Annotated in this window: 7 protein-coding genes; 1 reads left to right on the top strand and 6 read right to left on the bottom strand. The window is 52.1% G+C overall.

What is annotated here, in order from left to right; all coding sequences use genetic code 11:
• Nucleotides 1-45 precede the first annotated feature (45 nt).
• The 5 genes from KDD30_RS17990 to KDD30_RS17970 form a co-directional block, all read right to left on the bottom strand.
• Nucleotides 46-1,767 (bottom strand): phospho-sugar mutase, encoded by a 1,722-nt coding sequence (locus KDD30_RS17990; protein ID WP_211651378.1) that lies wholly within the window; start codon nt 1,765-1,767, stop codon nt 46-48.
• Between the two features lie 327 nt (nt 1,768-2,094).
• A complete protein-coding gene (astB, locus tag KDD30_RS17985) occupies nt 2,095-3,429 on the bottom strand; it encodes an N-succinylarginine dihydrolase (RefSeq protein WP_211651377.1) in 1,335 nt (444 codons plus the stop codon).
• A 611-nt stretch (nt 3,430-4,040) separates the two neighbouring features.
• Nucleotides 4,041-4,394, bottom strand: coding sequence for a multidrug efflux SMR transporter (locus KDD30_RS17980; RefSeq protein ID WP_211651376.1), 354 nt, complete (start codon nt 4,392-4,394; stop codon nt 4,041-4,043).
• A 105-nt stretch (nt 4,395-4,499) separates the two neighbouring features.
• Entirely contained in the window at nt 4,500-4,886 is a 387-nt protein-coding gene (locus KDD30_RS17975; protein WP_211651375.1) for a hypothetical protein, read from the bottom strand.
• 187 nt (nt 4,887-5,073) lie between these two features.
• Nucleotides 5,074-6,045, bottom strand: coding sequence for a cation diffusion facilitator family transporter (locus tag KDD30_RS17970; protein WP_211651374.1), 972 nt, complete (start codon nt 6,043-6,045; stop codon nt 5,074-5,076).
• A gap of 756 nt (nt 6,046-6,801) precedes the next feature.
• On the opposite strand from KDD30_RS17970, the gene KDD30_RS17965 reads away from it, so the two are divergent.
• The gene (locus tag KDD30_RS17965; RefSeq protein ID WP_211651373.1) at nt 6,802-7,089 is read left to right on the top strand and encodes a hypothetical protein; all 288 of its coding nucleotides are present in this window, start codon (nt 6,802-6,804) and stop codon (nt 7,087-7,089) included.
• 347 nt (nt 7,090-7,436) lie between these two features.
• Here the strand turns inward: KDD30_RS17965 and KDD30_RS17960 are convergent, their stop codons facing one another.
• Nucleotides 7,437-13,532, bottom strand: a complete 6,096-nt coding sequence (locus tag KDD30_RS17960; protein WP_211651372.1) for a non-ribosomal peptide synthetase — start codon at nt 13,530-13,532, stop codon at nt 7,437-7,439.
• Between the last annotated feature and the right edge of the window lie 44 nt (nt 13,533-13,576).

The following is a 13,576-nucleotide window of genomic DNA, read 5'->3' as shown; positions in this document are numbered from 1 at the left end:
GGCGTTTATGTTCAGGCTTCCCGGTTCAGGAAGTTTGGGGCCGGTTTAGTCTGCGGTCAGACCGGTCAGGCTGTTCTGATGACGGCGTAGCAGTTCATCCATGCTGCTTTGCGCTCGCTGAAACCCATGCGCTAATGTATCGACCTGATCGATCACCTCAATCACCTCGTAATAACATTTGAGTTTTGGCTCTGTGCCCGAAGGACGAACGACCACTCTCGACTCATCTTCCAGAAAATAAATCAGCACATCACTGCCCGGCAAATCAATCGCCTCTGTTGTGCCATCTGAAAAATGACGTGTGGACGTTTTCAGATCGTCAATCCGGACAATATTCCGGCCTGCAATCTCTTCCGGTGGTTGCTGACGTAAGCTGTCACCAATCGGTGGCGAATTCGGAGACAGTGCAATACTGACCTGAGCATTCAGATAAATCCCGTGTTCACGGTAAATCGCTTCCAACTGATCCCAGACAGTCCGGCCATGGGATGCCAGCTCTGCGGTCAATTGCGCGAACGCAAGTAATGCGGTCAAGCCATCTTTATCCCAGACCATATTACCCACGGTGTAACCCAGCGCTTCTTCGTACGCAAACAGGAATTGTTTGCTGCCCGACTGCTTTTGCATGGCGACATTTGTCAGCCATTTAAAGCCGGTCAGTGTCTGGAAGTATTCAGCCCCAACCGCAGTTGCGATTTTCTGCAGCAGGCTGGAAGAAACAATAGTCGTGCCGACAAGGCTTTCTTCAGGATTGGTTCGGGTCAGCAAATAATGACCCAGCAAAACGCCAACCTGATCCCCGGTCAGCATTTTGTACTCGCCTTCTTCGGTACGAACAGCCACAGCGAAGCGATCCGCATCAGGATCATTCGCACAGGCAAGGGTGGCCTGATGTTTTTTGGCTTCGGCGATCACCAAATCCATCGCTCCGGGTTCTTCCGGATTCGGAAAGTTCACTGTCGGGAAAGTGCCATCCGGTTCCCGTTGCGCCGCAACGCTGTAGACCTGAGTAAACCCGGCATCAGCTAGCACGGTTTCCGCCAACTCTGCACCGACACCATGCATCGCCGTGTAAGCAATACTGACAGAGGCCGGCTCCGTGTGATTTTGCAACAGAGCACTCGCTTTCACCCGCTCGCGGTAATCCTGATAAAACAGCTCATCCAGCCAAACCAGCAAACCTTTCTGCTGCGCTTCATCCAACGCCAGCAGTTTCAGAGGCTGCACCGCAGCCTGATCGATTTCTGCAGCAATCCCTTGATCATGCGGCGGTATAATCTGAGCCCCATTGCCCCAGTACACTTTAAAGCCATTATAGGCAGGCGGGTTATGACTGGCCGTCACCACAATCCCTGCCGCTGCGTTCAGCGCGGTTACTCCATACGCGACCAGCGGGGTTGGCGCGACAGCATGTGTCAGATAAACCTTGATGCCCAATGCGGTTAGCACAGCCGCTGCATCATGGGCGAAAGCTTTGGAATCCGGCCGGCCATCATAGCCTATCACCACACCCTGCTCTGCTGCTGTGCCCACCGTTTTCATCAGATAATGACCGAGTCCGGTGGACGTTTCCTGAATGACCAGCCGGTTCATCCGGTTCGGTCCTGCGCCGACAATCCCTCGCAGACCAGCCGTCCCGAATGCGAGTCGTCCTGAGAAACGCGCTGCAAGCTCCTGCGCGTTGCCCGCATCGATTAATTGTTGTAGTTCCTCGCGCGTGACTGGATCCGGATCGCGTGCTAACCATTGTTTCATCTGTTCTTTCATTCTCTGTCTTCCTACTTGCAGGACATAAAAAGAAAATACCACAAATGATATTCATTCGCAGTTGAAAAGCATCGTGCCAAACTTAACTGCGCGAAAGTTATACCAATCAAAAAATCCAACGCTGTGATCAAGCATTTGAACAAACAAGGATGACCAGTGATTTACTTCGATTGGTATTAGACTGTCTGACAAGTATAGAGGGATTCAAATCGGATGGGGCGAGATTTAACCAGATGATAAAAAAGAAAAAAGCGGCTGCCACACTGGCATACCGCTTTAGCTTGGAGAAACCGCTGTCAGGCCGGGTGCAAAGCCCGGCAAGTCCAATTAACGCTGGAACGGGTACACAGAACCCAGAGACAGAATCTGAGTCAGTTCGTCCAGTGCCGTACGCGATTCATTCAACAGCTGTGGATCTGCCAGATCGGCTTCAACCAGCTGATCACGATAATGGGTATCGACCCACTGACTCAGGCGGCCATACAGCGCATCATTCATCAGAGTCGATGGATTCACGGCACGCGCTTCCTGTTCATTCAGTACAACACGCAGACGCAGACACGCAGGACCACCGCCATTCGCCATACTTTGTTTCAGGTCGAACACTTTCACCTGATCTACGCCACGTTTTTCAGCCAGCAACTGCTCAACATAACGCCAGACATTGTCGTTCTTACGGCACTCTTCCGGCAGAACCAGCAGCGTCTCACCATTTGGCAGTTCAATCAGCTGAGAGTTAAACAGATAGCTGGTGACCGCATCGTCAACCGACACAGACGCCGTCGGCACTTCAATAATGTTGAATGCGTCACCCATCTTGTCTTTCAGTGCACGATAGGTGCCTTGCTGATCCAGGAAAGCTTCCTGATGGCAGAACAGAATGTCTTTGTTCCCCACGGCAATCACATCGTTGTGGAACACACCCTGGTCGATAACATCCGGGTTTTGCTGTGCAATCACAACTTTTGACGGATCCAGCTGGTGCAGGCGCGCAACCGCTTCACAGGCTTCATAGGTATGACGGGCCGGGAATACTTTCGGTGCAGGATGGCGGGTATCAAAGGCATGACGACCAAAGACAAAAAATTCAACACCCTGATCGCCATAATTGTTGCAGAAACGCGTGTGGTTGGCTGCACCTTCATCACCAAAATGTTCAACCGCTGGCAGTGCCTGATGATGTGCAAAGTATTCCGGATCAGCAAAAGTGCTGCGCAGAATGCGGCCGGTGACTTCATGCTCAATCGAGCGGTGGAATTTATTGGTCAGGTTCGCCGGCGTAAAATGCACCTTGCCATCAGCCGTATCTGCAGACGGTGAAACTGTTGCCGCATTGGCTGTCCACATGCTGGACGCAGAACAACAAGCCGCCAGCACTTTCGGTGCCTGTTTTGCAGCCTGTTCAATGATTGATTTGTCACTGCCAGTGAAACCCAAACGACGCAGCGTATGGACGTCAGGACGTTCCTGCGGCGCCAGAACACCTTGCAGCATGCCCATATCGGCAAGTGCTTTCATTTTGTCCAGGCCCTGCTTCGCCGCTTGTTTCGGATTGGATGGCACTGCCTGATTCTTGGCAGAGGCAACGTTTCCGTAAGAAAGACCACTGTAGTTATGCGTTGGTCCAACCAATCCGTCAAAATTCGCTTCACGTGCTTTCATAGACTTTCCATCTCAATTTATCTCGGACTAAAGATAACAAAGCTTTTACATTCGCAACAAGATCCAGATAAATGTCTAACCAAATGTTATAAATTAGATATTCACACCAAATAGAAGCATGGCTATTCATCACGCCACACTCCCCGGAGACATGCACGGGTCTGCAATTCGATCCGGTTCTTTCAGGCAAAACAACGACTGCCAGCCTCATGAAAAATTGACTGCGAATCAGCTGAATTGCCCTGAACCAGCCTGGAATTGTCAGACAATTCAGCGCCCTTGCACTGTTCTGCTGACACAAGCGCTGTTTTCCTGACTTTTCAGGTTTTCACGGCCCGTCCACGGGCTGCGAATACAGGTGTAGACAAAGCATAGTTGTTTTTGGTCAGACTGAAGAATTTCTGCGGGCAACCGACAAAAAGTTCAGCCGCTGAATCGCTGTATCATCCACTGCATAACGAATACATAATTACGCACTTTAGACGCTGGAAAACAGCCCGTTTTGCAATCGTCTTTCTTTCGGTTTTGTGTGTCTGATCAGGTTTATTGACCCGGTAAAACGTGTGAATCCGGGTCTGGATGGCGTCAACGCAGCGTGAAATGGCAGGATTTTAGTGTGAGACCGCCTTCGAAAAGACATTAATGATGAGCGTCCCCGCCAGGATCAATGCGATCCCGAGCAACGCAAACAGATCCAATTTCTGGCCATACCAAAGCCAGCTGATCAGTGCGACAAGCACGATCCCTGCCCCACACCAAATGGCGTACGCCACACCGATTGGAACCACTTTCACGGTCACTGACAGTAAGAAAAATGCGGCACCATAGCCCATCAGCACGATCAGTGTTGGTATCGGTTGGGTAAACTGCTCTGTTTTGGGCAGCAATGAGGTTGCAATCACTTCACAAACGATCGCCATAAACAAAGCCAGCATGGGGGGCAATGCAGATACAAGGTGCAGCATGATTCACTCACATTAAAAAAAGCGGCTCATTCTACACCTGAACGCCAGACGTTCCATGCCATTTCAATATTTTTTCGGACGATCAGCGACCTGACTGCCTGTCACTCAACTTTCCCATTCCACCACATGGCCATCGTCGTATACGCCATCACTGTATGCGGGCGTGTAATTGATAAAGATATTGCTCTGCGCAACGGGTAAAGAATGGGAAAGGTTACCGGCAATTAACTCCAGCATCGCGGCAATCTGGGCTTCTGTATTAAAATTCGGCGCGACCATATCGACCAGAATCGGATGTGTGTTGGAAGGCTGCTGGTTCGCGAGCTGGCCACCATGGATAAAATGTCCGGCGGGTAAATATTCCCAGATAATCATAATGTGTTGCTGGGGTATCAATGTGGCATCTTCAATTGCCTGAGACAAATCACTCAGGGCCACATTCACTTCGACATCTCCGGCAAATGGCAATGATTTAATACGAATCAGCGGCATACATCCCCCTGAATGACGGGTAAAGGCCCCGTACTCTCTGTGAACCGACATTGAAAAAGCTTCAATCATTCAGCGTGTTACCGCTGTGCTCATGAATCCAGACTTCACTATAAGCCTAGCGAGCGCGTCTGGATTCCAAAGAATCACAAATGAGATTGAAGTTAAAAAAGTACCAAAGAGCCCGCGGCTAGGGCTTATTCGCCCGCCGCTGATTCTGCTGCTTCAGATACTCTTCCAGTGTGCAGGGGTTTTCAATTCTTTCCTCACAGTTAAACGGCTCGATATGAATCACAACATCAATGACATCGTCCATTTCAGTCATGACCTGGCTTTTAAAGCGTTCACTGATGGTGTGTGCTGCTTCGATAGATAAGGTTGGTTCAACCAATAAATGAAAATCGAGCAAGATGCTCCCGCCCGTCATCCGGCTTCGGATTGCGTGAATCTCGCAAATCTCTTTGTCTGCTTCGGCCATTCTTTTCAGGTGCTGCTCGACCACTTCACTGCCTCTGGCATCAGTCAGCTCCTGTAAAGCCGGCCAGAGAATCTCATAAGCCGCTTTCAGGATCATGCCGGTCACCAGCAGTGCTGCAATCTGATCCAAGTATTTCAGGGAGGGAAAAATAGCATTGGCGATGACGGCAACCGCGACCGGAATCGAACTGAGCGCATCGCTGCGATGATGCCACGCATTCGCTTTCAACGCGCCACTTTGCACTTGCCGTGCTTTCACAAGTGTCCACCGATACAACAATTCCTTCGACACAATCGATGCGATTGCAGCGTAAAATGCCATCATCCCGGGTGGTGGCGGTGCAGTTTCACTGAGCGTTTCAATAGCGTCCCAGGCAATTCCAAGACCCACCAATCCCAACATCACACCAATCAAGACATTGGTCAGTGTCTCAAATTTTCCGTGCCCGTAAGGGTGTGAACTGTCTGCAGGCGCCGTCCAGTATTTTGAACCCAGTAAAATCGCAGCATCCGTAATTAAGTCCGAGAAACTGTGCACACCGTCCGCAACCAACGCCTGACTGCCCGCCAGTTTCCCAATCATGATCTTCAGCACTGCAAGGATGATATTCAGTGCCGCCCCAGCCAGGGTAACGGAGCGAATGACTTCACCTTTCGCTGCATCCGAAACATCCTGCGAATTCATCTCAGTGAAACCCTCATCTAATTTCCCTCAACACAATCAGCCATGGTCAGCACAGCAATGCTGCCACCTGCTTCAAAGCATAACAGATCGTTTCACAGGCAAATCAAAGCCATGCTTTTCGACAACCGATTGATCACCAATCCATTGGTTCTGGTGATCGTCACAACGGATCTTTTCCCAACAATGCTGCTCAAACCGATCGTCAAAAAAATGCCGAAACCTATTGAATGAGTGCCTGTTGTCATTGCCAAAAAAATTCATCTGGTTCTGCCGCCCCACACATTCAACTGAATATCATCGCATGCTTTCAATGCTGCACCGATCAGCTTGATTCATTGATTCCGTCAATGCATTGCTCCGATACACCCATACATCCTGCATTGTTCCTTCAATTCACATGCAGGATGCCAGTCTATTCCTTTTTCAACATTGATGTGTGTAAAAAAGACAATAAAATTCTACTCAGAAATCTGACCGAAAAGACAAAACGTTCATTTTGATTACATCCATGATGCAAAGAATTTCATCAAGAAAGTCGAATTTTTGTAACAAATAACAGCAACCTAGCAAGGGGATAAGAAACCCATCACCTATTGGGAATTGACACTTTTTCCCAAAAAATAGAACGCATTTCACAAAAATATAGCCTCAGTCACATTCTCAAGTAAATCCTATTAAAGAATTTGAATTTCATTTCAGGCATTCCATAATAGCCGGGTCAATATTCCAATATTGATTCGACAATAAGGACTGTTAATGAAACACATCGTTGATTTCATCGAGCAACTTGAAAGAGGCGAACACTCTTTCACCATTTGGGTTTATGCCCGACATGGAAAATTTAGTCCATTTGCCGAACCAGGAAAAACATCCACAACGTCAATGCTTCAGAAGGCGATCGATCAAAGCCTGCAGGTTGTTGTAGAACTGCTGACCCCTGCAGATAACAAGGCCTATTTGATCCTGACTGAAGTCCACATGGTTGTGCCGGTGCTGTTCCAGCAGGGTGAAGTCCATTCTGTGGGTAAATCCCTAGCGGCATAAAAAGCGCAACGGAATTGTGGAATAAATAGAAGAAGAACTTGGGCTAGGTTTATTTCTTATCCACACATTCGATTGTGCAAGAAAAACAGACCAGAAATGGTCTGTTTTATTCCCCTGATAACTAACCTAACAGTAAGTTATTATTTAAACCTTTCGCTTCCCCCAGTGACATCCGAATTTTTTCACATCTTCTGCTTCAGGCTGAAATCACTCAACCACAGCGTGTGCGATTCAAAATTGACCTGAAAGTCACAAAACCCTCATTAAATCGACAGGGTAGAAGACCCGTTTTCATCATCAGGATGCTTCCATCGTTCTGACGGAAGCATCCTTGGTGCTTGAAAGAATCAGCGTTGCTTTTCAGTTGTAACCATCACTTTAATGATGCTATCAATATCTTCCAACATGTTGCTGTGATGGCAACCGTGCATGCCAATTGTCGTGAATGGCTGCCTGATGTACTGAGCCACATTGTTATCCGGCGTGTTCAGAATCAATTGCTGAAACGCCAGACTGTTATCACTCTGAAGATCAGGATCAGACAGCATCGCTTTGAACAAAGTCACTTGCGTATGTTGGAGTTGACCGCTCACAGGCATTTGATTGATCCGAGACTCAGCAGGGACAGCTTGCAGGATTTTTTTCACATATTCAGGATCCACAGCACTGCTTTGATACTTCTCCGTCATCAATGCTATTTTTTCTGAAATTGACGGCAGTAATGCTTGCAACTCCGGCGACTGAATCACTGTATCCAGCAAGTACAGCTTGATATCCTTCACACCGTATTGCTCTAACTGGTACGCGATTTCCATTGCCAGCAAACCACCGAGTGACCAACCGAGAATGCGAACAGGCTTCTCGAGCAATCTGTATTTCGTCATCTGTGACAAATAGATATCTGCTAACGCGGGTAATGAATCCACCGCAGAAGGCATGACCAAATTGTAATTATTCACGCCAATACAATAAAGATCCTCAGAAAGTGACTGTGCGAGCGCCGTATAGACTTCACTGCTGGCAGTTCCGGGATGAATCATGAACAAACAGGATTCAGCCTGCGAATTTGGAGTCAGCATCGTGATTAATGCATCATGCGAATCAAAAGCCTGATGATCAGACAACAGGGCAATACTAGGCTGACCGAAGAGCGTTGCCAGCGGAATGTCCACATTCAGTTGCGTCCGCATAGCAGCGGTCAGTTTAATCGCCTGAATCGAATCGCCTCCCAACCGGAAAAAGTTGTCATCAATGCCAACTTGCTCGACCCCGAGGATCTGCTGCCACACCTGACATAACTGGGCTTCCAGGGCATTGCGCGGCGCACGATAGCTGTCTTCGCTCACCCACACCGGCGCAGGCAGTGCCCGACGGTCCAGCTTGCCGTTGAGGGTCAACGGTATTTTCTCTATTGGTGTGATACTGCCCGGCACCATATATTCCGGCAGTTGCGCCGACAGACGCTGACGCAGTGACTCGGTATCCACATCGCCATGGGCCGGAACCACATAGGCCGCCAGCACTTTGCTCCCTTCCCGCTCCAGGTCGACCACCACCGCCTGCTGTACACTGGGCTCAGCGCTGAGCACGCTGGCAATTTCGCCCAGCTCAATCCGGTAACCCCGGATCTTCACCTGATGGTCGTTCCGGCCCAGATATTCCAGATTGCCGTCCGGCAGCCAGCGCACCAAATCGCCGGTGCGGTACAGTCGGGTATAACCCTTCGCCTTGTCATTTTCCGTGGCAAACGGATTGGCCATGAAGCGCTCCGCCGTCAGCTCCGGCCGGTTGAGGTAACCCCGGGCCAGACCCGCCCCGCCGATGTACAGCTCCCCCACCGCGCCCGGCGGCAGCAGCTGCTGATGGTCATCCAGCACATACAGCTGGGTGTTGCTGATGGGCTGACCAATCTCATTCAGGTTACGGCGTTCCGTTAACTTCCCTGCCGCATAGATACTCGCCTCAGTCGGGCCGTAAAAGTTATACAGCGCATAATGTTGGTGCCAGTACAAACAAGCCTCTGGGTCACAGGACTCACCGGCAAACAGGATTGTCTTTAAAGAATCATGTTGCTTCTGAGGTAACGCAGCCAAAACCACTGGCGGCACATACAGGATATTGAGCGCCTGCGAATCAATATACGCACTCAGGACATGCGGATCTCTCCGACACGATTCTCCCAGCAAATGTAACTCACCACCGAAAAGCAAACTGTTCAACATTTCAGAAACAGACACATCAAAGGTGTACTGGCTGAAGCAGGAAACCCGACTTCCTGAATGGCCGAAATCATAAACAGCCTTCATCGATTGCAGGGTGTTTCCCGCACTCCGATGCGTCACCATCACCCCTTTCGGCTGACCTGTGGTGCCCGAGGTGTAAATCACATACGCCAGATCTTCCGGCGACGGGCCGCTGTCCAGATTTCCGTCCGGCATGGCCTGCAACGCATCACTGTCGGCCAGAATCATCCGCGCATCATGTCCACCCGACAGGAGAGCATCGACGCTCGCCTGCTGCGGGCCATGAGTGATCACCAGTGGCGCCCGGGTATCATCTAAAATAAATGTACTCCGCTCCGCCGGGTATTCCGGCGAAATGGGCACGTAGGCCGCCCCCGCCTTCAGCACCGCCAGAATACTGATCACCATCTCCGGACTGCGGTCTAAATACAGTGACACCAGGGTATCGGCTGACAATTCTGAGTGCTGGGTTTCTCCGTACGTCTGCCGGATCTGCCGCGCCAGCTGATTGGCTTTACCATTCAGTTCGCGGTAGGTCAGGGATTGTCCCTCAAACACCAGTGCAACGTTGTCCGGCGTTCTTGCCACCTGAGCTTCGAATAACGTGACCAGACTCTGGTCCTGCGGGTACGGTGCTTCAGTCTGGTTGAAGGTGGTCAGCAGGGTGTGTTTTTCTTCTGTGGAGAGCAGCGTGATCGCGTCATGATGCTGATGCGGATCGCGGGCTACCGCCATTAAGATCGCCTGAACCTGCTGTAACAACCGCTGAGCCTGTGCATCATCCAACCAGTCCAAACCATAACTGAGTTTCACCACCAGAGTCTGGCCTTGTTCGTACCCCATCACCGACAGCGGATAATCCACTTTCTCGATCGCCTCCCGGAAGGTGAGATGGTCTGCAATCGAATCGTCCTGCTGCCCTTCTGTGGCTGGTGCCGGGTAATTTTCAAACACCATCAGCGAGTGGAACAATCGCTCCCCGTTCTGCTGAAGCTTCGCCAGCGACATGGCACTGTGGGTGTTGATGGCGGCCACTTGTTTGTGGATCCCCTGCAAGACTTCTGAAATACTCGCCGACGGCGACCAGTCCACACAAAGTGGCAGGGTATTGATATATAGCCCGACGCTCTGCTCAATGCCTTCAACCGGCACATCCCGTCCGGAGACCGTGGTCCCGACCAGCGTCTGTGAGTCCCCGGTATAAGTGTTCAGCAACTTATGCCAGGCAAACTGCAGCGCCACGTTAAGTGTGATCCCCAACTGCTGGCAGGTGTCCTTCAGCTGCTGATAACGGGTTTCGGCCAGGGTCAGTGTCTGGACCGACGGGCGCTTCACCTGTCTGGTACTGGCAAGATTCACCGGATAAGTCAGCAGCGGCGTCACATCATTCCCACCTTCCCAGGCAGACTGCTGTTTCAGCCAGTACGCTTCCGTTTCTGCCTGATGGGCCAGATGGTATTGCTGTGTCCCGGCATATGCCTCGTCTGCAGTGATCGCGGGTGTTTGCCCCTGACACAGTTGCTGATAATACCCATGTACTGCCTGCCAGAGTACCGGACCGCTCCAGCCATCTGCGATGCTGTGATGCTCGGTTTTCAGCAGGGTGTAATGGGTCTCATGGTGCCGGATCAGGGTCAGCCGGAAGAGTCCCGGCTGCATCAGGTCAAAACCTTTCGCCCGCTCAGCTTGTTGCAAACGACTGATTTCACTATCTCGTTCTGCTGCCGATAAGTGACTGAGATCCACAACCTCCAGCGGCAGACCCGCCACTGCCGTCGGGGACAACACGATCTGCAGCAGCGCTTCCTGCCAGTCAAATGCCATCCGAAGAGCAGGGAAACGCTCCACCGCCAACTGCCAGGCCTCCCGGTAGGTCGCAACATCCAGGGCGCAGTGGTAGTCCATCAGTAACTGCACACAATACGCATCATCCTCAGGCTGGCTGAGCTGATGATAAATAAAGCCCTGCTGCAGACTGCTGGCCGGGTAGATGGCTTCAATGTCATGATAGCGCTGCTGCAGATGCGCCAGCTGGGATTGAGACACCACACCCTGACCATAGTCGCTGGCTGTCCGGATCCCGCCCAATGTGGCCTGAGTACAGGCGGTGTCAACCACGGCACACAGGGCCTGCTCAAATGCCCGGGAAAACGCCTCACCCTGTGCTTTACCTAATCGGCTGTGCACATAAAAAGACAATTGACCGTCCTGCACCGCGCCGTTGATATTGAGCAGCAAGGGGCTCTGATTTTCTGGCGCAACCATCACGCCACACGGCTCACTGGTCAGCGACCACAGCGTATCGGCCTTACCGACACTGAGCTGACCAAGATAGTTGAAACTGACCCGGGGTAAAGGCTGACTCAGCTGATCCGCCAGCGCGCCATAACCGATCCCTTTGTTCGGGATAGCCTGTAACATCTCTTTGGTCTGAATAATGGTGTCAGCAATCGCCAGTGTGCTCGTCAGCCTGACCGGATACATAGTGGTCAACCAACCCACCGTACGGGAAAGGTCAATCCGTGCGTCAATTGCCTCCCGGCCATGGCCCTCCAGCAGAATCGCGTTCTCGGCCTGACCGAAGGTTTCCGAGAGCGCAATCCCCAGCGCACTGAGCAGCAGATCGTTGACTTGGGTGTGATATCCCTGCCCGGCCTGAGATAACAGCGCCGAAGTCATGGACGGGGTCAGAGCTGCGGTGTGTTCATTGAGCTCTGCCGGGACCAGTTCAGGCGCTGGTGCAGAGAGCACCGATGACCAGTAAGCCACCTCCTCCGGGTGTGTCTCACCGTAATGCCGCACTGTCTCGACCCACTGGCGGTAACTGCTGGTTTTTGGCGGCAGCGCTTCCCCGGCCAGCAGAAGGCGCATGTCTTCTGCAATCAACCGCCAGGAAACCGCATCAATCACCAGATGATGTGCCGCAAAGAACAACCGGGCACTGCCGTCGGCATAGCCAGTCAGGTGAGCGGCCTGCCAGACGTTCCCTGCGTGATAATCAAATCCACGCTGTAAATCAGTCAAATACTGCTGCAGCGAAGCATCATCGCCCCCGCGAACATCCAGAACTTGCAGAGCTGGCTGTCGGCCCACAGACTGGTAGCATTGCTCATAGCCTTCTGATGTCTGCACAAAGCAGGTTCGCAGACTGTCATGCTGGGCAGCCAGTGCCGCCAAAGCCCGCTCAATATCGGCCAACGCCATCTCCCCGGGGATCCGTACCATGAAGGCCTGATTCCAGTGTTGTGGCGACGGCCACTCACATTCGAAGAACCACTGCTGGATAGGCAGTAAACCAAACGTCCCAGTGAGTTCGCCCTGCTCGGTGAGCATCTCTGTCGACACTTGCGCCTCTGACAGCACCCCCGCCAGCGTTCGGATGGTCGGGTGATCAAAGAGCGTTTTCACCTGCAGGCTCAACCCGGCCTGACGCAGTTTGTTGACCAGTTGAATACTGACAATGGAATCGCCCCCCAACCGGAAGAAGTTGTCATCAATGCCAACTTGCTCGACCCCGAGGACCTGCTGCCATACCTGACACAGCTGTGCTTCCAGGGCATTGCGCGGTCCCCGATAGCTGTCTTCGCTCACCCACACCGGCGCAGGCAGTGCCCGGCGGTCCAGCTTGCCGTTGAGGGTCAACGGCATTTTCTCTATCGGTGTGATACTGCCCGGCACCATATATTCCGGCAGTTGGGCCGACAGACGCTGACGCAGTGACTCAGTATCCACATCGCCATGGGCCGGAACCACATAGGCCGCCAGCACTTTGCTGCCTTCCCGGTCCAGGTCGACCACCACCGCCTGCTGTACACTGGGCTCAGCGCTGAGCACGCTGGCAATTTCGCCCAGCTCAATCCGGTAACCCCGGATCTTCACCTGATGGTCGTTCCGGCCCAGATATTCCAGATTGCCGTCCGGCAGCCAGCGCACCAAATCGCCGCTGCGGTACAGCCGTGTATAGCCTTTCGCCTTGTCGGCTTCCGTGGCAAACGGATTGACAATGAAGCGCTCCGCCGTCAGTGCCGGACGATTGAGGTAACCCCGAGCCAGACCCGCCCCGCCGATGTACAGCTCACCCACCGCACCCGGCGGCAGCAGTTGCTGATGTTCATCCAGCACATACAGCTGGGTGTTGCTGATGGGCGCGCCGATATTATTGGCAATATCCCCGGCTGGTAGAATCTGGCGCTCGCACACACCGTGCTTTCGGTCGGTCCGTAAGCATTAAAGACCTGACTGTG

The organism is Photobacterium sp. GJ3 (assembly GCF_018199995.1).
In the GTDB taxonomy this organism is placed as follows: Bacteria; Pseudomonadota; Gammaproteobacteria; order Enterobacterales; family Vibrionaceae; genus Photobacterium.
This window is presented reverse-complemented; position numbering and strand designations above follow the sequence as displayed.

Coding starts and splice junctions, on each gene's coding strand:
- KDD30_RS17990 (WP_211651378.1), bottom strand. CDS start 1,767: ATGAAAGAACAGATGAAACAATGGTTAGCACGCGATCCGGATCCAGTC.
- astB (WP_211651377.1), bottom strand. CDS start 3,429: ATGAAAGCACGTGAAGCGAATTTTGACGGATTGGTTGGACCAACGCAT.
- KDD30_RS17980 (WP_211651376.1), bottom strand. CDS start 4,394: ATGCTGCACCTTGTATCTGCATTGCCCCCCATGCTGGCTTTGTTTATG.
- KDD30_RS17975 (WP_211651375.1), bottom strand. CDS start 4,886: ATGCCGCTGATTCGTATTAAATCATTGCCATTTGCCGGAGATGTCGAA.
- KDD30_RS17970 (WP_211651374.1), bottom strand. CDS start 6,045: ATGAATTCGCAGGATGTTTCGGATGCAGCGAAAGGTGAAGTCATTCGC.
- KDD30_RS17965 (WP_211651373.1), top strand. CDS start 6,802: ATGAAACACATCGTTGATTTCATCGAGCAACTTGAAAGAGGCGAACAC.